Source organism: Ruminococcus flavefaciens 007c (assembly GCF_000571935.1).
In the GTDB taxonomy this organism is placed as follows: domain Bacteria; phylum Bacillota; class Clostridia; order Oscillospirales; family Ruminococcaceae; genus Ruminococcus; species Ruminococcus flavefaciens_F.
This window is the reverse complement of the sequence record NZ_ATAX01000028.1, coordinates 84,329-110,104: the sequence shown is the minus strand read 5'-3', so window position 1 is coordinate 110,104 and position 25,776 is coordinate 84,329. Positions and strand designations below refer to the sequence as shown.

The 25,776-nt window shown below is 46.0% G+C and carries 18 protein-coding genes and 3 tRNA genes; 16 read left to right on the top strand and 5 right to left on the bottom strand.

All coding sequences use genetic code 11. The features are described from left to right. The first annotated feature begins 9 nt into the window (after positions 1 to 9). The 5 genes from RF007C_RS11330 to RF007C_RS16610 all read left to right on the top strand — a co-directional run bounded on the left by RF007C_RS11330 (position 10) and on the right by RF007C_RS16610 (position 7,277). Positions 10 to 1,527, top strand: a complete 1,518-nt coding sequence (locus tag RF007C_RS11330; RefSeq protein WP_037299889.1) for a hemoblobin-interacting domain-containing protein — start codon at positions 10 to 12, stop codon at positions 1,525 to 1,527. Between the two features lie 72 nt (positions 1,528 to 1,599). After that, positions 1,600 to 2,940, top strand: a complete 1,341-nt coding sequence (locus tag RF007C_RS11325; RefSeq protein ID WP_037299885.1) for an FMN-binding protein — start codon at positions 1,600 to 1,602, stop codon at positions 2,938 to 2,940. 241 nt (positions 2,941 to 3,181) lie between these two features. Beyond that, complete coding sequence (locus tag RF007C_RS11320) at positions 3,182 to 4,618, top strand: NPXTG-anchored protein (RefSeq protein ID WP_037299882.1); 1,437 nt, start codon at positions 3,182 to 3,184, stop codon at positions 4,616 to 4,618. 88 nt (positions 4,619 to 4,706) lie between these two features. After that, positions 4,707 to 6,035 (top strand): FMN-binding protein, encoded by a 1,329-nt coding sequence (locus tag RF007C_RS11315; RefSeq protein ID WP_037299880.1) that lies wholly within the window; start codon positions 4,707 to 4,709, stop codon positions 6,033 to 6,035. 387 nt (positions 6,036 to 6,422) lie between these two features. Then, complete coding sequence (locus RF007C_RS16610) at positions 6,423 to 7,277, top strand: helix-turn-helix domain-containing protein (protein ID WP_051456646.1); 855 nt, start codon at positions 6,423 to 6,425, stop codon at positions 7,275 to 7,277. 197 nt (positions 7,278 to 7,474) lie between these two features. Here RF007C_RS16610 and RF007C_RS11305 read toward each other — a convergent pair. From RF007C_RS11305 to RF007C_RS11295, 3 genes are all read right to left on the bottom strand, one after another. Continuing rightward, positions 7,475 to 7,550, bottom strand: a tRNA-His gene (locus tag RF007C_RS11305). Between the two features lie 61 nt (positions 7,551 to 7,611). Further along, positions 7,612 to 7,688, bottom strand: a tRNA-Arg gene (locus RF007C_RS11300). A 35-nt stretch (positions 7,689 to 7,723) separates the two neighbouring features. Beyond that, positions 7,724 to 7,797, bottom strand: a tRNA-Gly gene (locus RF007C_RS11295). Between the two features lie 737 nt (positions 7,798 to 8,534). On the opposite strand from RF007C_RS11295, the gene RF007C_RS11290 reads away from it, so the two are divergent. The 10 genes from RF007C_RS11290 (at position 8,535) to deoD (ending at position 20,037) form a co-directional block, all read left to right on the top strand. After that, the gene (locus RF007C_RS11290) at positions 8,535 to 9,422 is read left to right on the top strand and encodes a carbohydrate ABC transporter permease (RefSeq protein WP_019680080.1); all 888 of its coding nucleotides are present in this window, start codon (positions 8,535 to 8,537) and stop codon (positions 9,420 to 9,422) included. Then, positions 9,422 to 10,312, top strand: a complete 891-nt coding sequence (locus tag RF007C_RS11285) for a carbohydrate ABC transporter permease (protein ID WP_019680081.1) — start codon at positions 9,422 to 9,424, stop codon at positions 10,310 to 10,312. Before RF007C_RS11290 ends, RF007C_RS11285 begins: the two co-directional genes overlap by 1 nt. A 63-nt stretch (positions 10,313 to 10,375) precedes the next feature. Beyond that, positions 10,376 to 12,109 (top strand): RND transporter, encoded by a 1,734-nt coding sequence (locus RF007C_RS11280; protein ID WP_037299878.1) that lies wholly within the window; start codon positions 10,376 to 10,378, stop codon positions 12,107 to 12,109. Between the two features lie 13 nt (positions 12,110 to 12,122). Beyond that, a complete protein-coding gene (locus tag RF007C_RS11275) occupies positions 12,123 to 13,388 on the top strand; it encodes an ABC transporter permease (protein WP_037299877.1) in 1,266 nt (421 codons plus the stop codon). Beyond that, positions 13,340 to 15,760 (top strand): ABC transporter substrate-binding protein, encoded by a 2,421-nt coding sequence (locus RF007C_RS11270; protein ID WP_037299874.1) that lies wholly within the window; start codon positions 13,340 to 13,342, stop codon positions 15,758 to 15,760. Before RF007C_RS11275 ends, RF007C_RS11270 begins: the two co-directional genes overlap by 49 nt. 237 nt (positions 15,761 to 15,997) lie before the next feature. Continuing rightward, on the top strand, positions 15,998 to 16,372 hold the full coding sequence (locus RF007C_RS11265) for a DUF4190 domain-containing protein (protein WP_019680085.1): 375 nt from the start codon (positions 15,998 to 16,000) through the stop codon (positions 16,370 to 16,372). Positions 16,373 to 16,375: 3 nt separating this feature from the next. Further along, complete coding sequence (locus RF007C_RS11260; RefSeq protein WP_051456645.1) at positions 16,376 to 16,771, top strand: DUF2752 domain-containing protein; 396 nt, start codon at positions 16,376 to 16,378, stop codon at positions 16,769 to 16,771. Positions 16,772 to 16,878: 107 nt separating this feature from the next. Then, positions 16,879 to 17,463, top strand: coding sequence for a DUF4190 domain-containing protein (locus RF007C_RS11255; protein ID WP_051456644.1), 585 nt, complete (start codon positions 16,879 to 16,881; stop codon positions 17,461 to 17,463). Positions 17,464 to 17,604: 141 nt separating this feature from the next. Further along, positions 17,605 to 19,032 (top strand): lipopolysaccharide biosynthesis protein, encoded by a 1,428-nt coding sequence (locus RF007C_RS11250; RefSeq protein WP_037299871.1) that lies wholly within the window; start codon positions 17,605 to 17,607, stop codon positions 19,030 to 19,032. A gap of 294 nt (positions 19,033 to 19,326) precedes the next feature. After that, positions 19,327 to 20,037: a purine-nucleoside phosphorylase gene (gene deoD / locus RF007C_RS11245; RefSeq protein WP_037299870.1), complete on the top strand. Its 711-nt coding sequence runs from the start codon at positions 19,327 to 19,329 to the stop codon at positions 20,035 to 20,037. Positions 20,038 to 20,319: 282 nt separating this feature from the next. Here deoD and RF007C_RS11240 read toward each other — a convergent pair whose 3' ends face one another. Further along, complete coding sequence (locus RF007C_RS11240) at positions 20,320 to 21,660, bottom strand: ABC transporter permease (protein ID WP_019680090.1); 1,341 nt, start codon at positions 21,658 to 21,660, stop codon at positions 20,320 to 20,322. Then, positions 21,647 to 22,378 (bottom strand): ABC transporter ATP-binding protein, encoded by a 732-nt coding sequence (locus tag RF007C_RS11235; protein ID WP_242823099.1) that lies wholly within the window; start codon positions 22,376 to 22,378, stop codon positions 21,647 to 21,649. The genes RF007C_RS11240 and RF007C_RS11235 overlap by 14 nt, the downstream gene beginning before the upstream one ends. 456 nt (positions 22,379 to 22,834) lie before the next feature. Here RF007C_RS11235 and RF007C_RS11230 point away from each other — a divergent pair, with 456 nt between their 5' ends. Next, positions 22,835 to 25,762, top strand: a complete 2,928-nt coding sequence (locus RF007C_RS11230) for an extracellular solute-binding protein (RefSeq protein ID WP_082316775.1) — start codon at positions 22,835 to 22,837, stop codon at positions 25,760 to 25,762. Positions 25,763 to 25,776 lie beyond the last annotated feature (14 nt).

Genomic DNA, 25,776 nt, shown 5'->3' with positions numbered 1-25,776 from the left:
GATACCGAAATGAAGAGATTTACATCAATTCTATGTGCCGCAGCCTGCATGGCAGCTGCCGCAGTTCCCTTTACAGCTAACGCTGCCGAAGGCGATAAGGTATACGGCACTATGAATATCCCTTACGCTGATTTTTACGCTGCAGAGCTGAATAACAGTATTCCAGTTGACGCAGTTTCTTCCGCAACTACAAACAAGTGGAAGGGCAATAATACGGGAAGCATGGGCGAAGACGGAAAATGGCAGAGCGGCGGACTTGCAGCAGGTACTTTCAGTACCGAGACTGAAAACGGCGGCGGAAAGATTCTCGGTGTCACTTATCCTGTAGAGATAGCCAGGTCAGATCTTGACAAGCTCAGCGACAAAATGGGATTTACGGAGCTTTCAGAGAAGCCCAAGGCATACAAGCCTGTTACGGTCGAAAACGGCAAGGCTGCTTTCGGCAAGCTTGTAGACGCTGACGGTGAGGAAGCTCTCAGCGGAGAAATGACAGTAACAAGCCTTTCAAGTTGGGGTGACTATCAGATAAATGTTAAGGGGATACCTGCAAACTGTGATATCTACGGTGTTATTGTAAAGACAAAGGAGGGTACGGACTACGGTATGCGTGCTCTTGAAAACATCTGGCGCAACGGACAGATAGCATGGGGCGCAGGCGTAAAGGAGAAGGAGCCCCACGGCAATACCCTCTCCTCCGAGCACTACAAGAGCTCCAAGGGACAAACTATCAGTGAAGTAACATTCATTACGCTCAACGGCTACAGCACTCTTTCGGGACAGAACGGCTATCTGCCGATCAAGTTTACAGACAGTCTTACAGTTGAAAGCGGCAAGTCAGGCAAGGGCTCTGTTACCTTTGATAATTCAGTATTCCCTGCCGATTACAAGATAAAGGGTACAGTTGCAGACGGCTTTACAGTATCGGGAAACACTGTAAGTTACAATAACGCACAGCCCGGAAATTATACGCTTACTGTTTCCGATGATGGGGGGAAATACTCAGATGTCAGAGGAAGCTTCACACTTACAACAGACGCTGTCCCTGTAAAGTATTCCGACGGAAAGCTTGTTGCAGCTGACGGAGCTTCATTAACAGACGCAGCAAATTACCTCAAAAACATCACAGCCGTAACAGTTGGTGACAAGAGATACGCTACAGGCAGACGAGGAGTTACCGTAATCGACTCTCAGACTGGCGAGATAAAGCTTGACGCAAAGTCGGGTGAGGAAAATGTATTCGACGGCTCCGGCAAGTACAAGCTCACAGTTGAAGCAACAGGATATGAGAAGAATTATGAGTTCGAGATAAACGATCAGGCTGCAGTAACCACAACTTCCACAACATCAGCTAATTCAAATTCAACATCCAAGACAACAGCAAAAGCAACAACTACTACAGCTAAAAAGACAACAACAGCTTCAAAAACAGACAGCCCTAAGACAGGAGCAAACGGCGCAGTACTTCCTGTTACATTCCTTGCACTTGCAGGAGCATCTGCATTTGCATTCAGAAAAAAGAGATCCTGATATACTCTCCAATAAATCACGGCCTCTGCAGCTTATGCTGCGGAGGTCAACTACTGCAAAGAGGTAAGTTTTATGTTATTTTTAACTGCAATTCTCATAGCGGTTCTTGTTGCTTTTTGTCTTGATAAGCCGCTGAAAAAATGTCCTGCGGCATTTTATATCACGGCAGCTGTGCTGACTGCTGCTTCTGTTGTGATTACACAATCAGATGTGACAATATCCAGCAGATTTGTCCGTGATTATGCTTTGGGGATATTCTCCCGCGGAGCTCTCGGCACTGCATTCTGGGCAGTTGTCATGTGGGCAGGAGCGCTGCCCGGCGGCACGGCTCCCATAAAGAAGCTAATGCCCATACGCGGGGAACTTTCCATAACTTCGGCTATACTTACATTTTCCCATATCATCATATACGGTATGATGTACATATCCAATCTCATCAAGGGCAGAACAGGTTCGGACTTTGTTATTACAAGCATCGTATGTATCGCAATGGTGCTGATAATGACACCGCTGACTGTTATGTCCTTAAAGAAGATACGCAAAAAGATGAACGCTAAAACATGGAAAAAGATACAGCGTCTTGCGTATGTGTTTTATGCGCTGATATATGTACATATAATGGTGCTTTTGGTACCGAAGGCTCGGAAAGGCAGAGATGGCTGCTTCCTCAGTATCCTTGTGTACAGCGCAGTTTTCATCGGTTATGCCGTAATGCGTATCAGAAAGTATTACATTATGCGCAAAAAGCCCGAAAAGAAGCTCGTACCCAACACGGTATGCGCCTGTGCTTTTGCGCTGCCCGTAGCTCTTGCAGGAGCTGTCTCTCACGGTACAGGTACACAGTCTGAAAAGCCCTCTGCAGTTACCGGGGAAAAGGCGGCGACATTTACATTTGCTTCCGAAACTACAACTGTTACGGAAGCCTCTGTAACTACTGTCAATGGCAGTAAAAAGTCCTCCGTTACCACAGCTGTCACGACCACGGAAACTACTGCCACAGAGGCTGTAACTTCCAATAAAAAGGACGAAAAGAAATCCTCAGATGATGAAGAAAAGCAGAATGAACAGGAGCATAACGACGAGCCCGAACATGAGCAGCATGAGGAAGAAGCTGCCGCAGTCGAGCCGCAGCCGAGCTATAAATACCGAAACGGCGAATACGAGGCGGAAGCCGAGGGCTACGCAGGCAAAGTACACGTAAAGCTTTCTATAGAAAATGATGCCATAACAAGCATTTCCGCATGGGCTGACGATGATGATCCTGAGTATTTCGGAGATGCCATGAACACAGTTATCCCGCAGATAGGTGCAAAGGCAAGTGCCGACGGTATAGATGCCTGCTCGGGAGCAACATACAGCTCAAACGGTATAATAGAAGCTGCGCGCAAGGCTTTGGAACAGGCAGTGAACTGAAGAAAAGATATCAGATCGGTATCGACAAAAAAGAATAATAATACAATAAGCCACCGCACTCGCGGGGGCTTATTATTTTAGAACTTGCTATGTTTAACCAAAATTTTATATATTCAAATACTTATGTTATTAAAAACTTACATTGACACATATGGCTGTTTGTTGTAAAATAAAATATGTATTTGTAATTCTTTTATAATACTATTTATTCTATATTTTTACTACAAAAGGAGAATTTCACATGAAAAAGATCAATTCTATCATCAGTGCAGCTGTCTGTACATTAACACTTACTGCTGTTCCGCTTTCGGTATCTGCTGCTGAAGAAAAAGTATACGGTACTATGAATATACCCTATGCCGATTTCTACAAGGCAGAGATAGAAGACGCATATGAAGTTGACGCAGTTTCCTCCGCTACAACAAAGGGCAAATGGGGAATGAACGGTCAGGGTGAGATCGTTGAAGGTACATACAATAATGGAAACGGTACTATCCTCGGTGTAAACTTCCCTGTTGAGGTATCGGCTGACGCTGTTGATGCTCTCAAGGAAAAGTATAATTTTTCTCCCCTTGACAGCAAGCCTGCCGCATATAAGGAAGTATCGCTTTCAGGCGATTCCCTTAGCGTATCAAAGCTTGTTGACACAAACGGCGAACAGACTGTTGACGGCTCGGCAACTGTTTCAACAAACAGCTATTACGGCGACTATCAGATCAAGGTAACGGGTTATCCCGAGAATACCGTTCTGTACGGTGTAATTGTAAATACAAAGGAAGGTGACCGCTATGCTATGCGTCATCTTGAAAATATCTGGAGAAATGGTTCATACGCATGGTCAGCAGGCATCAAGACTGTTGAATATCACGGAAATCATGTCAGCTTCGAGGATTATGAAAGCTCAAAGGGAAAAACAGTGACTTCCGTAACATTCATCACACTTGACGGCTATACTACTGTCAATGTTGGTGAGCAGTATCTTCCTATCAGATTTGCAGGCGAAGTAAAGGCAGAGGATGCTTCGGCAGGCACAGGCAAAACATCTCTTTCACTTACGGGTTTCCCAGAAGATTACAAGAAGGTCATCACTGCTGATGAAGGACTTAATGTTACTGAAACAGAGATCAGCTATACAGACGCAAAGCCTGGTAAGTATAATGTCAATGTAACAGACGAGAGCGGAAAGTATGCTCCTATGACAGCACAGTTCATTCTTTCAACTGATGATATTCCTGTCAAGTTTGCTGACGGTAAGCTCAAAACAGCCGACGGATTTACAGACGATGACAGGGCAAACTTCCTGAACAATCTTGCCACTGTTGATATAAACGGCACTTCTTACAGGGCAACAGGCAGCAAAGCTATAAAGCTTTTCAAGGAAGACGGTTCTATTGATTTTGACGTGACCGTAAGCGATGCAAAGGTATTCGAAAACAACGGCACTTATAATATCACTCTTAACTCAACAGGCTACAATTCACCATACAGCTTTGAGGTAAAGAAGGATGTTCAGAATACAACTGTAACAACTACAGCAAAAACAACTGCAAAAACTGCCAAGACTACAACATCTGCTTCAAACAGTCCTAAGACAGGTGTAAACGGAATGGCTTTACCTGTAGCAGTTCTTGCTCTGGCAGGTGCTACAGCGTTTGTACTCAGAAAGAAAAACGATTGAGATATCAATTCCTGACAGATAAATTTTAATGCAGATGACCCCTGGAGCTTTTTGCACAGGGGTCAAGTGCTGAAAGGTCGTAATATATATGTTATTTATTATATCACTTGTTATCGCGTTTTTTATTGCATTTTGCCTTGATAAACCACTGAAAAAATGTCCTGCTGTGTTTTATATTGCGGCAGCTGTTCTTACGGCTGCTTCAGTAGTTGTTGCACAGTCTGATATCACTATATCAAGCAGATTTGTGAGAGATTATGTACTTGGAATATTCTCCCGCGGAGCTCTCGGAGCAGCATTCTGGGCGGTTGTAATGTGGGCAGGTGCGCTTCCTAACGGTTCAGCTCCTATAAAGAAGCTCATGTCTGTACGCGGAGAGCTTTCAATAACAGCAGCTGTTCTTACACTGGCACATATCATTACATTCGGTATGCAGTACATCAGGAATATTATTGACGGCAGAACAGGAAGCGGAGATGCATACAGAGACTTTGTCATTACGTGTATTTTATCTATTTCAATGACAATGATAATGGTACCTCTTGCAATTATGTCATTCAAAGCTGTAAGAAAGAAGATGAATGCTAAAACATGGAAAAAGATACAGCGTCTTGCTTATCTTTTCTATGCAATGATATACATTCATATCATGGTGCTTTTTGTTCCGAAAGCTCAGAAGGGCAGAGAGGGATATTTCCTCAGTGTTCTTGTATACAGCGCAGTGTTTATAGGTTATGCGGTTTTCAGACTCAGAAAGTATTATCTTTCAAAGAATGAAAAATCATCAAAGCTTATCCCGAATGCAGTCTGCGCCTGTGCTTTTGTTATCCCGCTATGCTTTAGCGGAGTAATATCACGAAATACAAATACAAAGACAAAAGCTGTAAGCGCATCACCTAAAGCTGCTGTTGAAGCTCCTGAAAAAGAGACTACTCAGACTTCAACTACCGCAGTTACAACAGCTGACGGAACAAAGACTACAACAACAGTAAAGTCGGGTACAACAGTTACAACTTCCGTCGATAAAAAAGAAAAAAACACCGAAACAGTGACTGATGCGGCAAAGGAAGAAGTTACAGAAGCTGAAAATACTGACGAGCAGTCAGGCAACAATGAACAGGAAGAAGCTCAGGAGCAGAGCTGCAGATTCAAGAACGGTACCTTTGAGGGCACAGGCGAAGGCTATTCAGGAAAGGTACACGTTTCGATAACTATTGAGAATGACACGATAACTTCATTTTCGGCAAATGCTGACGATGATGATCCGGATTTCTTTGATGACGCCAAAAGCAAGGTGATACCTCAGATAAAGGACAGTCTCAGTGCGGACGGAATAGATGCCTGCTCGGGCGCGACATACAGCTCAAACGGTATCATAGAAGCTGCAAGAAATGCTCTTGAACAGGCAATGAACTGAAATAGAGATATCATATCGGTACTGACAAAGAAGAATAAACAAAGAGCAGGTGCTTCTTATAATGGGAGCACCTGCTTATGTTATACATACTTGCTTATCACTTCTCATGGCAGCAGCCTTGACTTTGGGCGGCAGTGTAGTGTATAATTTTAATGTGAAAGAATAGTATGGAGCTTATGTATTATTAAAGCGATGATTTATATGAAGAAAAAATGATTTTATGATTTTGAGTAATAAGGTGACGATAGTATTCGATTTTGATTGGATATATCGGCAAAAATTGTACAAGACAAATCATGTCCGGTAACAAAACACGGCATTTCTCACTTTGTGTCGTTGACTGTTCCGGGACGGCATGGTATTCTTGTGACGAAAGGAGGCGACGGAATGGATCAGATTAGGATCGGCAGCTTCCTGAAGGAGCTTAGAAAAGAAAAGGCTCTGACTCAGGAGCAGCTGGCAGAGCATTTTGGGGTATCCGGCAGGACTGTAAGCAGATGGGAAAATGGTAATAATATGCCGGATATCAGTATTCTGGTAGAGATCGCAGATTTCTACGATGTTGACATTCGCGAGCTTATCGACGGTGAAAGGAAAAGTGAGACTATGAACGGAGAGATGAAGGATACTCTTGTAAAGGTAGCTGACTACTCAGAGACTACCAATAAAAAGAAAACGGTGAGGATAGTTGTACTGATGTCACTTGTGTGTGCAGTAATGTTATTGTCTCTGATAGTTGTGTTGACAAGCAGGGAAGTTGCAATATTGCCGGACAGGTACCCTGCGTATGAGCGGGTATATATAGACGAAAAAACAACCGACGGCTTGTTGAAGGACCATATTCTCAGCGAGGTGCTCGCGCCAGAGTATTATGTTGTTGATTCGGAAAATGCTGCGAACTTCTGTTCAGTATCGGTGTTTTCTTCAGAGAAGGCGGCGGAGAATCGCTATTATGTGTATGCATGGGTGAATGAATGCATATATTCATATGACGGTGGAGTTCTGAATGAAGACGCAGGTGGTTCTTATCCGTGTCGGTTTGAACTTGTAAAGGAAAATGATTCTTTAAGAGTAGTTTCCTCAGAGAGCCCCGGGGATGGTGCCCAGTATAATGAAGATATAGAAAAATTGTTCCCAAGATATGTAAGGGATAAGATCTATAGTGTTCATGATGACGGTACTGTCGAAAATCTTATTGCGGAAAACCTAAAACAAGCAAAGCTGTACTTTAATGTAGGATAGGTTGCATACATATCGAACAATAATCGATCTACAATGAAATGAGAAAAAGATGATATAAGACTTGAATTGAGTGACTTTGTTGAGACGATTTAAAGCAGGTAAATAATAATGATATAGAAAGTCCCCGCGATTGCGGGGACAATTTTTGCTCATATATGATTCAAGCCCCTCGGCTTTTGCCGAGGGGCTTTGTTAGAGGGTGGGAGATGGGATTCGAACCCACGGTCTTCGGGACCACAATCCGACGCTTTAACCAGCTAAGCTACACCCACCATATAATAAATAAAAACGAAGCTCTCCATTAGATGGAGTCAAGTAACGGAGAGTCTCGGAATGGCGCGCCTTGCTGGATTCGAACCAGCGGCTTACTGCTTAGAAGGCAGTTACTCTATCCAGCTGAGTTAAAGGCGCACAGAAAACTTTAGCAGCGAATGCTGCTAATAAAATGGAGCGGGTGATGGGAATCGAACCCACGTAACCAGCTTGGAAGGCTGGAATTCTACCATTGAACTACACCCGCACGGCGTTTCAACAGAAAATATTGTATCATAATAAGAGCGAATTGTCAATAGCGGTTTTGAAAAACAGTCACATTCACTAAAAAAAAGCAATAGTCGCCTTTTATCAATGGCAAAATGCCGATTATGGCAGCTGTCCGAAAAAAATATGTCACATTAGAGCCTGAATTAACGTCTAATATAGTAGTAGAAGGGGAATTGCAGCATAAAAAAACAAAGTGACGGATTTGTAATTTAAAAGTCACGTTAATGTCATCTTGACAGTGTAGAATATAGGAGAACTGTGAAAAAGGACACTGTGAAATGCTGCATAAATACCTGCCGCAGACCTGCACTTACAGCAGATCTGCGGCAAAGGTAAAAAAAGAGTAAAAATGCAGCGGCGGATATTGACAAGTCTTTGTCAATGATGTATTATATTAAAATGGAATGGGGAGAACCCTGTAACGTGCTTTCTTTATTCATAGTCCGCTGCAAAAAAATTTCTGTCTTGTGCACTGAAATGAACTTTTCGGTTGTTTATATAATGTGTAAGCAGCTCCTTGCGGTCACTATGGGCAAAGAATAACACGGCTTTTTTATGGACAGGAGCTGTTATACTTCGGTGGGATCATAGTTAAAATAAAAAAATATTTCTGACCTTCGTCTTTTTTCCGTCTTTCAGGACACTTATATACAGAGGCAGAAACATGAATATAATAATCAGAGCAAAAGAATTATTTTGTGAGGTAGTATCCAAATGAAAAACAAGACAAAAAACCAGTGCGGAAGGAAGGGCGAAAGGATATTCAGCAATGTATGTGTCCTGCCGAGCTTGATAGGCGTAATGATATTCTTTTTTGTTCCGTTCTGTATCGTAATATACTATTCACTCATAAACAATCCGGTCATGAAGGAATTCGTGGGACTTGAAAACTACGGCAAGCTTTTCAAGAATGCGGCGTTTATGAAGTCTGTAAAGAACACGGCGTTCTTCTCGCTGGTATCCGTACCGCTTTCGGTGATACTTTCACTGGGGCTGGCAATGCTCCTTGAAAGGAAGATTCCCGGAAAGAGCATATTCAGGACCTTTTTCCTGAGCCCGCTGATGGTGCCTACCGCATCGGTAGTGCTCGTATGGCAGGTGCTCTTCCACAATCACGGAACCATAAACCAGATAATCGAAAAATTCGGCGGCCAGTCCGTAGACTGGATAAAGTCCCCATACGGACAGGTAATAATAATATGTATGTTCCTGTGGAAGAATCTGGGATACAATATGATACTTTTCATGTCGGCGCTGTGTACCATCCCCCGTGACATAATCGAGGTCGCAGACCTTGAGGGTGCAAGCTCATGGTACAAGTTCGTACATATAAAGCTCAGATACCTTTCACCCACAATACTCTTCGTGCTTATCCTTTCATTGATAAACTCATTCAAGATATTCCGCGAGGTCTACCTTCTCACGGGAAATTATCCGCAGGATAAGCTGTATATGCTTCAGCACTTTATGAACAATACCTTCAACAGCCTGGATTATCAGAAGCTGTCTGCTGCGGCAGTACTCTTTGCGCTGGTCATGATAGTGATAATGGCCATCCTCCTTATCGCGGAGAATATCTTCGGAAAGGATGTGGAAAGCTGATGAACATCAAAAAGCGCAGAAAGACACTGGATATAATAGTGTTTGTGTTTATACTGTTTGCAGCGTTCATGTTCCTGCTGCCTACGGTACTGACCATAGCCAACTCATTTATGACGTCCAACGAGATCTCGGCCAACTACGGAGCCATGTTTTCAAATATGACCGAATCCAAGAAGGTGTTTATCTCCAAGGATGTAAACCTGAAATTCATACCCGATAAGGTCACATTTGAACAGTACAAGGCTGTACTGATACAGAATTCCGACTATCTTATGAAGTTCTGGAATTCCGTTATGCTGACAGTACCCATAACGGTGTTTCAGATGATAGTAGCCATACTTACTTCCTATGGCTTCTCGAGATACCCGAACAAGTTCAAGGGCATAATCTTTTTCTCATACCTCATACTTATGATAATGCCCTATCAGGTAACACTTGTACCTAACTTCCTTGTTGCGGAAAAGTTCAATATGCTGGATACGAGAAGAGCGATAATACTTCCCGCAATATTCTCGCCTTTCAGTATATTCCTGCTGACAAAGGTAATGAAGCGTATCCCCATTTCCTATGTTGAGGCCGCCAAGCTTGACGGCGCGGGAGAGCTGAAGATACTCACAAAGATATACATACCCCTGTGCAAGGGTGCCATAGTTTCCATTGCCATGCTGGTATTCGTTGATTACTGGAACATGGTGGAGCAGCCCATAGTTCTTATGAAGGAATCCGCACTGCATCCTCTGTCGGTGTTCCTGTCGCAGATAAATACCGAGGATGTGGGCCTTGCCTTTGCGGTGGGCGTCGTCTATATGATACCCACAGTGCTTATGTTCCTGTACGGAGAGGATTATCTCGTGGAAGGAATAACCTATTCGGGCGGCATAAAGGGCTGATCCCGGGCAAAGATCACAGCAGATCACAGATCAGAATCATTCTCTCAGAAGGAGTAACATAATATGAACGAATCAAAAGAACTAAAGGAAATACTTGCGGAGGACGATGAAAAAGAAAAAAAGTCCCCTGCAAAAAAGAGAGAGCTGATAAAGACTCTCATAATCATTTTCCTTGCAGTAATGCTTATACTGACATTTTTCTCGAATACCATAATGAACAAGTCGCTGCCCGAGATCACTACCGAGACCGTAAGTTCCGGAAAGCTTACAGAGCGTATCAGAAAGGACGGCACAGTCGAGTCCAATCAGGCCTATGACGTAATGATCGACGGCAACAGAACAGTTGAGAAGATACATATAAAGCTGGGTCAGGAGGTAAAGAAGAACGACGTTCTCTTCACTGTCAGCGCTGTTGACAGCGATACCCTCGAGGCAGAGGAAAAGTCCCTGGACGAACTGAAGCTGGCCTATGAGACCGCTCTCCTCAAGGAGCCCCTTGATTATTCAAAGGAAGACCAGGCAATAAAGGCTGCCCGTGCGGAGCTCAACGAAGCCATTGCAAAGCGTGACGCCGCAAGGAACAATTCCGGCAATGCAGCTTACGAAAAGGAGCAGTACAACCGCAATAAGAACGAGCTCACAAGGCTCACAGCCTTACAGACAAAGCTTGAGGACACCATAAAAGCCATAGACAGCGATTCCTACTCCGAAGCAGCTCCTGAATTCAGCGGCGACCTTGCTTCACTCTGTTCCGAATTCAATGCGGCAGAGCAGGAGTATGAGACAGCCAACAGCCTCCTCAAGGTGGCTATGGAAACAGGCAACGGCATAGAAGAGGCAAGAGCAGACAGTGATGCCAAAGAGGCTGTAAGAAACGAAAAGAGAGATGCCTACAACAACGCTAAGAACAGTATCCGCGGCGACCTCATCTCAAGACTGAGCGATGTGAGCAATTCCGTAAACGATCTCACAAACGCAGTTAATTCATACAGTTCCGACAGCGGCGAGGGCGGAACTTCCGATAGCTATGAAACTCTTGCGGCAGCAGTTACCGAGAAGCAGAATGCCCTTGAAGTACTGATAATAGAACTCAACAAGACAAAGCGTACCGACTCCATTACAAACCAGAAGGAAGCCCTTGATCTCGAGTCCAAGAAAAAGGCTGTAGACAAGCAGAAGGAAAAGGTCGACAAGCTCAAGAAGGAGGCCAAGGCCACCGAGATCAAGTCAAAGTATTCGGGCATTGTAAGTGCTATAAATGTACAGCCCGATGACAAGACCACAGAGGGCAATCCTGCCGCTACCATAGATCTTGCCGATGAGGGGTATACAGTATCCATATTTGTTGAACCCGAAAAGGCAAAGAAGGTCAAGAAGGGCGCAGAGGCTGATATAGTAAACAACTGGAACGGTGATATAACAGCGGTTCTTAAGGAGATAAAGAACGACAATTCAAATGGTTCGAGACAGAAGAAGCTCATATTCAGCGTCTCTGGCGACGTAAAGTCGGGCGAAAGAATAGACCTTTCAGTCCCCTGCGGAGGCGGCAACTATGACGCTATCGTTCCGAAGAGTGCGGTAAAGCAGGATACAGAAGGATATTATGTGTACACTGTCCGTTCAAAGAGCACTCCTCTCGGCAACCGTTATTACGCCGATAAGGTCACTGTTGAGGTGGCAGCCTCCGATGATGTATCAAGCGCTGTAATAGGCAATATCAGCAGAGGCGATTATGTTATAACTGCGGGAAGCAAGGTTTTCGGCGCAGGTGATCAGGTCCGCTTGAAGGATAAATAAGGCGGTGGACCTTATGAGAGCAAAATTCAAGAAATGGCAGATAGTAACAGCGGCTGTTAACGCCGCAGCCATTGTCGGCGCTCTGGTGCTGACGGCTGTGGGAGCCTCAGCGGCAAAGTCGCAGAGCTACAATAACGCAGCAGACCGCTGGAGAAACGGCACCAAGGGAGAATACACCCAGATCAGCTGCTTCTTCAGCAACGATGCAGGCTTTGATATAAACAGCATGAATAACCTCAGGGGAAAACTGCTTAACAAGCTCAGTGAGGCTTCGGTGACTGCCGAGCCGGGCAGGACACTTGTCCCCGACGGCTACAGCCTCAGGGCGGGAACAGCTCAGGTCACCTGTGACGTGACGGGGCGTTCCGAAGCTGAGATAACAGCTGTGGGCGGGAATTTCTTCCTGTTCCGTGATTTCAGGCTGGCAAGCGGCGCATTTTTCTCTGACCGCGATCTGATGCAGGACGGAGCTGTCATAGACAAACGTCTGGCCTGGTCGCTTTACGGCTCGGAGAACATCGTCGGAAAGAATATATACATAAACAATGTCCAGCTGTTTGTTTCCGGAGTCATAGAGACTCCTTCAACAGAAGCCGAGGAGCGCTGCGCAGGCGACGTTCCGAAGGCATATATATCTTACTATGCAGCAGGCCGTATATTCGGCAGCGAACTCACCTCCGGCCGGGATATGGGCATGGAGGGGGAGCAGTCCGCCGAGGTCACTAAGATAACCTGCTATGAATGTGTAGTTCCCGATCCCGTTGAGAACTTTGCATACAACTGTATCAAGGAGAATGTGGAAGAGACTAACAAGGGCAAGGTGAGCATAGTAAACAATACAGAGCGCTTCCGGCCAAAAAAATACAGGAAGCCCCTGGAAAAGCTTGACGGCTATGCGGTGCAGAAGGACGGGATATCCTACCCCTTCTGGGAAAACGCTTCAAGAATGGTCGAGGTCAGGCTCTCATTTATCTACGGAGCACGAAAGCTGCTCCTTATCATACCTCTGCTGACGCTGATATGCCTTGTGATCACGGCATTCAGACTGTATCAGCGGAAAAAACAAGACCTTAAAAAAGCCGTTGTTTCTTTCGTATCGGCGAAATGGAGAGCGCTGAGGAACAGAAAGGAAAATGAGGCGGTAAAGGCAAAAGAAAAAGAGACCGAGGCATTAGCCGAGGCAGACAAAAGAAAGCTTAAAATAAAAAAATCTGAAAAAGAGGGATTATTATGGAAAAAACAATCTTCAAAAGAATCACAGCATTCACAGCAGCATTAATGGTCATCACAGGGGCGGCAGCGTCCTGCTCAAAGAAGAGCGAGACCGAAAAGGGCGTTTCCAAGAATTCTCAGAAGCTTATGAATGCGGCATACCGTGCTGTTGAGGTAGAAACAGACATCAGCAATGTCCGCAGCATAAAGAGGCTCAGTGACGGTTCTGTACTGGTTACTGCGATAGCAGATGGAAACAGTCAGCCTACATTCTATATCACAGATGATAATTTTGCCGAGACAAAAGAGATAAAGTATGATCTCGGTGAGAAACTGGAATCCGATACTTACGTTTCTGCTTCTGTTGCTCCCGACGGAGACATCTTCATGATGGCTACCTTTGAGGATGCAGGAGATATGGAAAAGCCGAATTACGATGATCCGAACTTTGATTACGAGAAGTTTGACTTTGAAGAGTATTACAATAACATAAAGTATACCTACAAGCTCTACGTTGTGGACATCGACGGCAATGTAAAGACCTCAGGCGAGATCTCAGGTCTTGACAAGTATATCTCCGAAGACGACGGCAATGCAGGTGTAGGTGATCTTCAGGCTATCGGCGGCGGAAAAGCTTTAATGACCATATACAATGAAGATTCAACAACTGTCATTGTCAATTCGGATGGCAAGATCGAAGATGAGCTCGGACTTGATGTAGACTATATCATGGGAATTGCTCCCCTCAGTGACGGAACTGTCGCTTTAAGCGGATATTTCGGCACAAAGGACGCTGTAAAGTTCGTTGATACTTCCACTATGAAGGAAACAGGCAGTGAAATAGAACTGGATAATATGAGTATGATGGGCGGCCCCAGCTCTATCTTTGAAGGAACAGGCGATTACAAGCTGTTTATGAACAGCAGCAGTGCTCTCTACGGCCTCAAGGAGGACGGAACCAGCGAAGAGATCATCAACTGGGTAGACTCTGATATGGGAGAAGGCGGCGTAGAAGGCCTGCTTCCCCTTGATAACGGCGAATATATCGTAAGCTACAACGATTACAGCAAAGGCGACGGCATGATGAGCGGCAGCAAGCTTTACAGACTTACAAAGCGCGATGCTTCCGAGCTTGAGAACATGAAGGTCATCACTGTCGGCGTAATGTACGACGCTTACGCTATGTCAAGCAAGATCTCGGAGTTCAACAAGTCACATGAGGGCGTCCGCTTCAAGATGGTGGATTACAGCAAGTATGATGAATACGATGAAGAATCGAGAACAGCGATCAATACAGGCGCTTCGCAGCTCAAGAAGGACATAATCGCAGGCAATGCGCCCGACATCATCGTTACAAACGATGCAGGTCTTGTGGCAGGACTCCAGAACAAGGGACTCTTCTGCGACCTGTATGAGTTCCTTGACAAGGATTCCGATCTCAGCAAGGAGGATTTCCTCGAGAATGTCCTCAAGTGCGGCGAGTACGACGGAAAGCTTTATTCGATCACTGATTCCTTCAGCATAGAGACATATGTAGGAAAGAGCAAATTCGTCGATAAGGAGAACTGGACACTGGACGACCTTATCGAAAAATATAATAACCTTCCCGACGGTAAGAGACTGACAGAAATGGATTACAAGGAGCAGATCCTTTCACTCCTTTTATACAACTCAACAGATTTCGTTGACTACAAGAACGGCGTATGCCACTTCGATGATCCCGAATTCAAGAAGCTGGTTGAGTTCTGCGACAAGTTCCCCTCAATGGAAGGAACTATTGACTGGGAAAATCCCGAAGATCAGGAAATGCTCATGGAAATGTTCAGCGATGACAATATCGTAAACGACAAGATACTTATCACAAGTATGTGGATAGGCAATTTCCGCAGCTATACAGAAGATCTCAAGGGCAGATTCAAGGGCGAGGATATTACATTCGTAGGCTTCCCCTCCAATGACGGAAAAGGTGCTCTTATCAGCCCCAACCAGAGTTTCTCTATACTCCGCAACTCAGACGATACACAGCTTTGCTGGGAGTTTGTAAAGTCATTCTTCTCCAAGGAAGATGACGATTCCAATACCTATAGATATAGTTCCGGACTTTCTTCACTCAAGGTTAAGTTTGATAAGGCTGCTGAGGAAAGCACAAAGAAGCCCACATACAAGGATCCCAACGGCAAGGAGATCGAGGAGGATCTTACCTACTACGATTCAAAGAGCCAGAAGGAGATCAAGATCCAGCCCCTTACAAATGAAGAGAAGGACAGGATCGTTGAATACATCAAGTCTGCAGACAGATGCGCCGGCAGCTTTGACCCCGACGTAGAAGCTATAGTTCAGGAAGAAATCACAGCTTACCTCAAGGGTGAAAAGAAGTCGGATGAGATCATCGGCAATATCCAGAACCGTGTATCTCTCCTCGTAAGCGAGCAGAGCTGATTGGTTCACGCATAAAATACATGATTTTCAGATATTTTCGTATATAAATACAACCTCCTTAATTTTCGCGCTGCCGCTGCCAAAAGCGGCGGCGCATTTTCCTTTTTATTGGGATTTGTTGATAAAATAAATATATGAGTGTATAATTTTTTCAAATATTTTTCCGCTAACTATTGACAAAAAAATGTAAAGATGTTATACTTTAGATATTATAATACCTTTAGGGAGGATTTTAACATGGATAATAATTACAACAACAACAATCAGGGTGGATACGTTCAGGATCCATACAACAACGGCGGCGGTTTTGAGCCCCAGGGAAGCAAGGGTATGTCAATTGCTTCAATGGTACTCGGTATCTGCGCTGTAGTTTTCGGCTGCTGCATCACTGCTTATGTAGGTCTTCCTTGCGGCGTTGCAGGTCTTGTTCTCGGTATCCTTTCTCGTAAGAAGGATCTCCCCGGCAAGGGAATGGCTATTGCAGGTATCGTCTGCAGTATCGTTGCACTCGCACTCAGCGTTCTTGGCATTATCATCGCTCTCGTTGTTGGTGACAGCCTTAAGGAGTGGGCTGAGAGCCTTCAGAATGCAAGCGCTCTTTTCATCAAGTAAGATATGTCTAAACGTCTGAGAATAATCATTGGGGCGGCGGCTCCTCTTGCTGCTGTTATCCTTTTGTGTCTCAGAGATCATATAATCGGGCTGGAAAAGTACTTTCCCGAATGCGCTTTCCATAATGCTACGGGTCTGTGGTGTACAGGCTGCGGAAATACCCGCAGTGTAAATGATCTGTTCCATGGCCGTATACTGACGGCTTTCCGCGATAATGCGGCAATGCCCGTCATAGCTCTGCTTCTGATATTGCTGTATCTGGAGACAGTTATCGGCATATCCGGAAAAGATGTAAAGCTTCTTCCGCGCAAGGGGGCGTTCTGGGGTTGCTTTCTGGGAGCTTTCGGAGTGTACTATATACTGAGGAACATTTTTCCCGTGCTCGGTCCGGTATCTTAAAGATGACTCATAAGTCTCTGCTTCGTGCAGAGACTTGTTTTTTATTGACAAAATCCGCCTAAAATGGTATAATTAGGCTGTTAGTACAATTTCAAGGAGGATGGTTTATGGATAACAACTACAATAACGGACATAATGACGTTGATCAGAATGTAACTGACAATAACGATAACATTACGGGATATATAGACGGCCCCGATCCCAATGCTCAGGCAGATCAGCAGGGAGGCTACCAGAACGGCCAGCAGGGAGGCTACCAGAACGGTGCTGCACCCTACGGTCAGGGCTATCAGGGACCTAATCCCTATGGTCAGCCGGGCTATCAGAACGGCCCCAACCCTTACGGTCAGCCTGGATTCCAGAACCCTAACTACTATGGTCCCCAGAATCCCTACGGCGCTCCCGGATACGGACAGGATCAGGGCGGCTCGGGAATGGCTGTGGCTTCAATGGTGCTTGGTATAATCGCATTCCTGGGAGTATGCTGCTATCCTGTATCACTGCTGCTCGCAATCATCGGACTTATTCTCGGTGGAGTCGCTATCAAGAAGAATACTCCGGGCAAGGGTATGGCTATCGCAGGACTTATACTCAGCCTTATTTCACTGTCAGGCGCAATAATCCTTATCATTCTTGCTCTTTCAGCAGGTTCTTTTGCTGCATGGGAAAATCTGGCAATGTTTATAAGATAAGTACGTTAAAAGCTTCGGTATCGGCACTTTGCCACTATCGGAGCTTTTGGCTTTATCAGTGCTGATAAACAGGGGAAATATTGATTTTTGCGGTTTTGTGTGATATAATATTTTTATATTACTTTATTCGGAGTGTGGAAAATGAATAAATATAAAAAGCTGGTCTTTAATACGGGTATCTTTGCCATCGGTACTTTTGGCTCAAAGATACTGGTGTTCCTGCTGACAAGACTGTATGCTCACAACATAGATCCCGAGAACAACGGCGTCAAGGAGCTCCTCGAGACTACGCTGTTGCTTCTCCAGCCCGTATTCACCTTTGCTCTTCAGGAGTACCTTATCCGATTCGGACTGGACAAGGAATACGACAAGCGTGAGGTGTTCACCACATCGGGCGCAATAACTATGATAGGTATGCTGATAATGGCCTTTACGGTGCCGTTTCTGAGAGTTATACCCGCACTGGATTACCTCAGGGGTTACACCGTACTGTTCATATTGTATGTGGCCATGTCCTCCATACGAATGTTATGTCAGAACTTCGTACGCGCAAGGGATATGGTGAAGCTTTTCTCCATTGACGGAATACTTGCCACACTTACCTTCTTCATATTCAATGTTATATTCATACCCTGGATGCATATGGGAGTAAAGGGCTTCCTGCTGGCGGTCATACTCTCCGACGGCTGTTCGGCACTATTCCTGTTCATAGCGGCGAGACTGAAGGAATTCGCAGGTGCCGAATACTTCAACAGAGCCCTCGGAAGGGAAATGATGCACTTTGCTATGCCGCTGATCCCCACTATAGTAATGTGGGCCATAACCTCCCTGTCGGACAGAATGTTCATCAAGCAGATGCACAGCGACTATCATGAACTTGGCAAGGGAGCGGTAGCTATATACGGCTTTGCAAACAAGATACCGAACCTTATCTCTCTTGTCTCCACCATATTCTTTCAGGCATGGAGTATGTCAGCTATAACGGAGAACGCCTCCGCAGACAGAAACAAGTTTTATGAGAAGGTCTACTCAGCTTATGAGGCCATAATGTTCATGGCGGCGGCAGGACTTCTTCTTATAGTCAAACCCGTGACGGCATTCCTTGTGCCCTCGGACAAGCACGCAGAGTACGCGGATGTGTACATCTATACCCCTGTTCTTATAGTAGCGGTGGTGTTCATGTGCTTCAATCAGTTCCTCGGAAGTATATACTCTGCCACAAAGCACTCCAAGAACTCCTTCTGGACTGCATTTGTAGCCTGTGCGGTGAATATCCCGATGAACTACTTCCTGATACCTGCATGGGGCATTCAGGGGGCTGCTGTGGCGACCTTCCTCAGCTATGTCATCTGCTTCTGGGCAAGGATAATCGACGCAAGATACTATGTGCCCTTCAGGTTCGATGCGGTTAAGTCTCTGGTAAATACGGGAATACTCCTGATAATGAGCGTACTCATTATCGGTTCTCCGAAATTCGGCGGAGTATTTGTGTTCCTGCTGTTTGCAGTTATTATGGTTATGAATTATCAGGCTATCATAGATACTGCAAAGAAACTGCTCAAACGATGATCAGCAGGCGTTGTCGGGCAGGAGCTGCGTGCACACTGCGCTCCTGCGTATACTATATATAATACAGCGCTGTATAAAGGCCTCCGTGTAAAAATGGGAGAGCCGTTTATCACCCCTTTCTGTATACAGGCAGAAAAAGGCTGAAATTCAACGGAAAACCATTGAATTTCAGAATGAAATTTTCAGATTTCTATGTTTTGTACAAACCGCAGGTCAAGGATTTGTGCAATCTGCGGATATGATGCTTTACGGCGGACGCCGTTCCACGATAATATCAAAAAAGGAGGGCTTATTATGCCGACACCTCACAACAATGCTAAAAAAGGCGATATTGCCAAGACTGTTCTTATGCCGGGAGATCCCCTGAGAGCTAAGTTCATTGCCGAGAATTACCTGGAAAATCCCGTATGCTACAACGAAGTCAGAGGTATGCTGGGTTATACCGGCATCTATAAGGGCGTTCCCGTGTCAGTTCAGGGCAGCGGTATGGGTATGCCGTCTATCGGTATATACTCATGGGAGCTTTTCAACGAGTACGGCGTTGAAAATATCATCAGAGTAGGCACGGCAGGTGCTGTGGCTGATAATGTTCAGCTCCGCGATGTAGTCATAGGTATGAGCGCAAGCACAAATTCTGCTTACGCTTCACAGTACAGGCTCCCCGGTACTTATGCGCCCACGGCTTCGTGGAATCTTATCTCCGCTGCCGTAAAGGCTGCTCAGGCAAAGGGCAAGGCCTTCCATGTGGGAAATATACTCTCAAGCGATACCTTCTACGATGACGCTGACAGCCTTGCGAACTGGCAGAAGATGGGTGTCCTCGCCATCGAGATGGAGGCGGCTGCTCTTTATATGAACGCTGCAAGGGCAGGGAAGAATGCGCTCTGCATACTTACAGTTTCAGACTGCCCGCTGAAGGGGCTCTCTACGACTGCCGAGGAGAGACAGACTACTTTCCGCGATATGATGGAGATCGCACTTGAGGCTGCGTACTCGGTTAACTGATGGAAAAATTTTATTTTATTTTAAGGTAACTTTAAGATTATTTTAAGGTTGGGGCGGTATATTATAAATGGATTAAGTAATCCCCCAATTCCCCTTCTATATTTATTCATTTTATTTTTGCTTAGCTATGCGATATCGCATAGCTTTTTACTTTTTATGGTAAAATGGTGATATTTTGCCCTCGTACAATGTACAATAATGCAGGTATAATTGAAATATAAAAAGGCGCAGCAGCTCCCAAGCGGAAACTGCTGCGCCTTTTCATGGGGAAAGGGAAGAGGATCAATCCTCGTTGGTTTTGCTTGATCTTCTGAATCTGGACTTCTGTCCGAAGTTCAGTGACATCGTAAGTATCTTGTCCGACTTGAAGAGTCTGAGAGCAAAGAACATTACGACTGCGAATACTATTATCTGATACCCGAGACCTATCCAGAATTCGGTGGTATTTCCGAACATGAGATTCGGTATCGCGGTAAATGTGTGTGTGAAGGGGATGGCATATACGATGAGCTTGGGTACTGTGGAAAGTGAGTTCACATCTGTGAACATTGATACGAACCACGGTATCATTACCATCATCATTATGGGCAGAAGCATTGTCTGCGATGACTTGGAGTCATTTACCAGTGCTCCCAGTATTATGGAAATGGCCAGACATATCATTATTGTAATGAAAAGCTGTACTCCCACAAGTATATAATCAGTTACGCCCAGATTGAGCCCCAGCTGTCTGAAAGCTTCGTCAGTGGAAAGATTATCCTGAAGGATGCCGTTTACATTGAGGTCGCTGGTGACAGCTCCTGTCATACCCTTTGAGTATGCCGAGAAGCCGAACATCATAACTCCTGCGTTTACCAGTGCGACTATTGCTGCTGCCAGCATTTTCGCTGTTATTACAGAGCCTCTTGAAACAGGTGCGGAAAGCAGTGTCTCCAGAGTCTTGTCGATCTTTTCGTTTGAGATAGACGCTATGAGCGACTGTGAGGTCATCATTATGAGGACCAGAATGATTATGGGAAGGAGAAGGTTCTGTGAGGTTATCTTTCCGATGATAGCGCTGCTTGAGATCTTTGCCGACTTATCGGATACCACCGTCTGATCCACCACATTTATGGCAGATTCGATAACGCCCAGTTCTTCTTCGGTAACGCCCTGCTGACCTGCCAGCTTGCCGGTCACGAAGTTGTTTATGAGGGCTACCGATGATTCCGTACCGCCTGTCATTCCGCTGAATGCGGAGGCTGACTTGACTTTTGTAACGGATATGAGCTCGGGCTTCTTTCCGCTTTCAACAGTATCGGAAAAGCCCTGGGGTATAATAACGAAGCTCTTGAAATCCTTACCCTTCAGCGCTGCGGCGTAATCATCACCGTTTACGGTGACTCTGTTCACCTTGGCGCCGTCCGATTCAAGCTTGCTGAGAAGCTCTCTGGTAAGATCGGAGTCGTCCATATCACATACATACACGTTTGTGTTTTTGGAATCCTCTGCAAGCTCTTTGGTAACGGACTGCATTACATTTCCCATCAGCCAGAAAAGGGAGAGGGACACTACAAGTCCGATTATCATCTGTGCATTTATGAGCTCCGAGAGCTCTTTCTTGAGAAGGTTAATGAACTTCATTCTCTTTCACCACCCTTTCAAATACTTCCTCGAGGTTGGGAGCGCTGTAGCGTTCCTTGAGTTCATCGGTGCGTCCCGTTACCATGAGGTGACCCTTGGATATGATACCTACACGGTCGGAAACGAACTCGATCTCGAGCATATTATGTGATGAGAGAAGGAAGGACATTCCCTCTTCTTCGGCGAGCTTCTTTATGGTCTTGCGTATCTCTATGGCGTTGAGCACATCGAGTCCGCTGGTAGGCTCGTCAAGTATGGCAAGCTTCGGCTTTGTCATTACTGCTCTCGCAAGGAGGAGCTTTCTTATCATGCCTCGGCTGTAGCTTCCTATTTTATCGTTAAGGCGGTCTCCGAGTCCGCAGATATTCTTTGCGCGATCCACATAGGAATTGAGCTTTTCAATGTCCGATGTGAAAAGTCCCGCCATGAATCTGAGGTACTTGATGCCTGTCATCTGTTTATATGCGCCTGCCTCGTCGGGGAGGTAGGTGATGGATTCCCTTACTTTTTCGGGCTCCTTGATTATGCTGTAACCTGCCACCACGGCATCGCCCGATGTAGGCTGGAGCAGAGTAGAGATCATTCGTATCGTAGTGGTTTTACCTGCACCGTTTGGACCGATAAGTGCGAATATCTCGCCCTTGCCTATCTCAAATGATACCTTGTCGGCTGCAAGTACCTTGGAGTATTGCTTGGACAGCTCTTTTACTTCGAGCACATTTTCCAAAGTTATCTCCCCTTTATTATGTTGAATTTTATGTTATATCTGGTAGTTTTCTACACTTTTATCATAACACAAAAAAATTCGGATGTCAATACAAAACGTAAAATCCCGATAAGATTTTACAGTTTTTTAATATTCGCGATTTCAGGTGGTTTCGGTTGACGTATGAGGGGAAGATACTTGTAGGAAGTTACAGTTATCAGATTATATTATTGTACAAAGTATATGCATAAAAACATAATTTAGCTAAATGTTCAGTAGTAAAATATATTATTTATAATGTAAAGCTGCTGCATTTCTTGACATTCCACCTTGAATTTGATATACTGATTTTGATAGAAATATGCAGTTTGACAATACTGCGGCAGGCTGACTTGGCGCATGATCCCGACGCAGGGAGCCTGCGCATTTTTATTTATTTTACGGAAAGGCGGTGAGGGCGCAGTGAAGATGTCATTCGGAAAAACAGCGGCAGCTGCCGCTGCTCTTGTGATAATGTTTCAGGCGTCCTTCACGGCTGCGGGCAGCGCCTGCGCTTACGGGGCTGCTGCGGAAAAAGCAGCCCTTGCAGAGGATTACTATTCCTTTGAGGCTCCCGACAGCGAGCTTATGTCCTTCGGCAGGTATTACGACAAGTATTCCGCCGAGGATCGTCCCGACAGGAGGATAACCATAAGCGGCGGAGACTTTTTTCCTGCAGAGGACGGAGATGTGAAAAAAGGCAGCTTTACCGACGATAACGGCGAAAAGCGCGATGATGTCCTGCTGTGGGAGAGCAGCGGCGGAGAGGTGTCCTATCGTTTTGAGGTGCCAGAGAGCGGAAATTACTGTCTTGCCGCTGATTACTGTCCCATGATCTCAAACAGCACGGATATAGAGTTTTCCATGGAGCTGGACGGGAAACTGCCCTACGATACGGCTTCAAGGCTCACTCTCGGAAGAGTGTGGGTGAACGAAAAAGATATTTACACGGATATGCGCGGAAATCAGGTCCGTCCCGCGCAGGTGCAGAAGCAGCTCTGGCAGAGCTGTTTCTTCGGTGATGTTGACGGACTTTTCAGCGAGCCTCTGTTCTTTTACCTTGAAAAGGGCAGCCATGTGCTGAAGCTCTCCTCGGAGCGTGCTCAGCTGGCGTTGGACAGCCTTTGCTTCTGCAACAGGGAAGAGCTCCCCTCGTACCGCGGATATGCGGACAGTGCGGGGGCTGAGATAAGCGCGGAGGAGACTCCGTCGGCGCTGATCAGGATAGAGGGGGAGAATGCGGCCTTCAAGTCGGATCCCACACTGTATCCTACATTTGATAACAGCAGCTATCTTGCTTCACCGTCGGATCCTACAAAAATGGTGTACAACACCATCGGAAGCGGCAACTGGAAAAAAGCACTCCAGACCGTCACCTGGGAGATACCTGCGGAACAGATCGGCGCAGGGGGCTGGTATAAAATAGGTATAAAGGCAAGACAGGACAAGATAAGAGGCTTTGACTCCAACAGACGCATATATGTGGACGGGAAAGTGCCCTGTCAGGAGCTGGAGCGCGTCAGATTCGGCTACGATACGGAATGGTCGGTGACTGTTCCGAAAAGCGGCAGTGAGCCGGTATACATCTGGCTGGAGGGCGACCGCAGCCATACGCTCTCGATGGAGGCTGTCCCCGGAGAGATAGGCGATTATCTGCGCAGACTGGAGGATGTGGTCAGGGAACTGAACACCTACTACCGCAAGGTACTGATGATAACGGGACCGGCTCCCGATAAATATACGGATTATTATGTACATGAGAAGATACCCGGGCTGGTGGAAAGGTTCGGCGAGATCTCGGCGGAGCTGAAGGACGTCAGGGCAGGCATAGAGTCACTGACGGGCCAAAAGGGCACCGAGGCCGCTGCCATAGAGAATATGGCGGTCATACTGGATAAATGCACCGCAAAGCCCCTGAGGATACCTTCTTATCTGAAGCAGATAAAGGACGGCAGCGCTTCCCTTTCGGCATGGATGAGGGATAACCGCGATCAGCCACTTGAAATTGATTATATAGAGCTTGCCTCTGCGGACAGGAGCTTCTCAGACTGCAGGGAAAAGCTTGGAAAGTCGCTGAAATTCGGCTTTGACGCTTTTATAGGCTCTTTTTTTGAGGATTATACCACTCTCTCAGATGTTACGGGAGAGGAAGCGGTCAATGTCTGGGTGGCTCTCGGAAGAGATCAGGCTCAGGCTGTTAAGGAAATGACCGAAAATCAGTTCATGCAGGAAACAGGTATACCCGTTTCCGTAAACCTTGTTACAGGCGGTATCGTGGAGGCTTCTCTTGCAGGCAAGGGACCCGATGCGGCTCTCTTTCTGGGAGGAGAGTTCCCAGTGAATCTGGCTGCCAGAGATCTCCTTGTTGATCTTTCGCAGTTCGATGACTTCGGCGAGGTAAAGGAGCGTTTCCAGGAGAACGCCATGACGCAGTACAGCTACAACGGCGGCTGCTACGGCCTGCCGGTTAGCCAGAGCTTCCCGATGATGTTCTACCGCACTGATGTGCTTACGGAGCTGGGATACAGCTCTCCTCCCGAAACATGGGACGGGCTCAGGGATATGCTGCCGGCTCTTCAGAGGAACTATATGTCCGTGGGACTTGTACTGCCTCCGAATGATATATCTCCCGCCACCGAGTCGGGCCATACCTTTGCGCTGCTGATGCTCCAGAAGGGAATGACCTACTATAATGAGGACCTGTCTGCGTCTGTACTCGATTCGACAGAGGCGGTGCAGTCCTTTGAGGAATGGACGGATTTCTATACCAAATACAGCTTTGAGCAGACCTATGACGCTTTCAGCCGCTTCAGGACAGGTGAATACCCCATAGTTATTGCCAATTATACGTTTTTCAATCAGCTCACGGCGGCTTCTCCCGAAATAAAGGGGCTGTGGGACTTCTGCCCGGTGCCTGCAACCGCGGGGGAGGGCGGCAGCCTATCCCATGCGGCCAATTCCAACGGCTCGGGAGCTGTTATATTCAAAAAGGTGAAGAATAAGGAAAATGCCTGGAAATTCATAAAATGGTTCACGGATAACGATACCCAGGCACAGTACGGTGCTCAGACAGAGGGACTTATGGGAACTCTGGGACGTTTCGATACGGCTAATACCGAGGCGCTGGGCAAGCTGTCATGGTCGGAGGACGAGTTGGCAAGGCTCCGCGCTCAGCAGAAAGAACTCAGGGAGATACCCGTTACTCCTGCTTCCTATGCGGTGACGAGAAATATCATGAACGCCTTCCGCGAGACCATAAACGAAAAACAGAACCCGAGAGATACCCTTATATGGTACAACAGGGACATAAACGACGAGATAGCACGAAAACGCAGAAATCTCGGGCTTGACAGATGATATGAAAGGAGTGA

Bases quoted from the DNA above. Each gene is read 5' to 3' on its own strand.
- RF007C_RS11280 (WP_037299878.1), top strand. From the start codon at position 10,376: ATGAACGAATCAAAAGAACTAAAGGAAATACTTGCGGAGGACGATGAA.
- RF007C_RS11275 (WP_037299877.1), top strand. From the start codon at position 12,123: ATGAGAGCAAAATTCAAGAAATGGCAGATAGTAACAGCGGCTGTTAAC.
- RF007C_RS11330 (WP_037299889.1), top strand. From the start codon at position 10: ATGAAGAGATTTACATCAATTCTATGTGCCGCAGCCTGCATGGCAGCT.
- RF007C_RS11260 (WP_051456645.1), top strand. From the start codon at position 16,376: ATGTCTAAACGTCTGAGAATAATCATTGGGGCGGCGGCTCCTCTTGCT.
- RF007C_RS11270 (WP_037299874.1), top strand. From the start codon at position 13,340: ATGGAAAAAACAATCTTCAAAAGAATCACAGCATTCACAGCAGCATTA.
- RF007C_RS11230 (WP_082316775.1), top strand. From the start codon at position 22,835: ATGTCATTCGGAAAAACAGCGGCAGCTGCCGCTGCTCTTGTGATAATG.
- RF007C_RS11315 (WP_037299880.1), top strand. From the start codon at position 4,707: ATGTTATTTATTATATCACTTGTTATCGCGTTTTTTATTGCATTTTGC.
- RF007C_RS11255 (WP_051456644.1), top strand. From the start codon at position 16,879: ATGGATAACAACTACAATAACGGACATAATGACGTTGATCAGAATGTA.
- RF007C_RS11290 (WP_019680080.1), top strand. From the start codon at position 8,535: ATGAAAAACAAGACAAAAAACCAGTGCGGAAGGAAGGGCGAAAGGATA.
- RF007C_RS11285 (WP_019680081.1), top strand. From the start codon at position 9,422: ATGAACATCAAAAAGCGCAGAAAGACACTGGATATAATAGTGTTTGTG.
- deoD (WP_037299870.1), top strand. From the start codon at position 19,327: ATGCCGACACCTCACAACAATGCTAAAAAAGGCGATATTGCCAAGACT.
- RF007C_RS11240 (WP_019680090.1), bottom strand. From the start codon at position 21,660: ATGAAGTTCATTAACCTTCTCAAGAAAGAGCTCTCGGAGCTCATAAAT.
- RF007C_RS11265 (WP_019680085.1), top strand. From the start codon at position 15,998: ATGGATAATAATTACAACAACAACAATCAGGGTGGATACGTTCAGGAT.
- RF007C_RS11320 (WP_037299882.1), top strand. From the start codon at position 3,182: ATGAAAAAGATCAATTCTATCATCAGTGCAGCTGTCTGTACATTAACA.
- RF007C_RS11250 (WP_037299871.1), top strand. From the start codon at position 17,605: ATGAATAAATATAAAAAGCTGGTCTTTAATACGGGTATCTTTGCCATC.
- RF007C_RS16610 (WP_051456646.1), top strand. From the start codon at position 6,423: ATGGATCAGATTAGGATCGGCAGCTTCCTGAAGGAGCTTAGAAAAGAA.
- RF007C_RS11325 (WP_037299885.1), top strand. From the start codon at position 1,600: ATGTTATTTTTAACTGCAATTCTCATAGCGGTTCTTGTTGCTTTTTGT.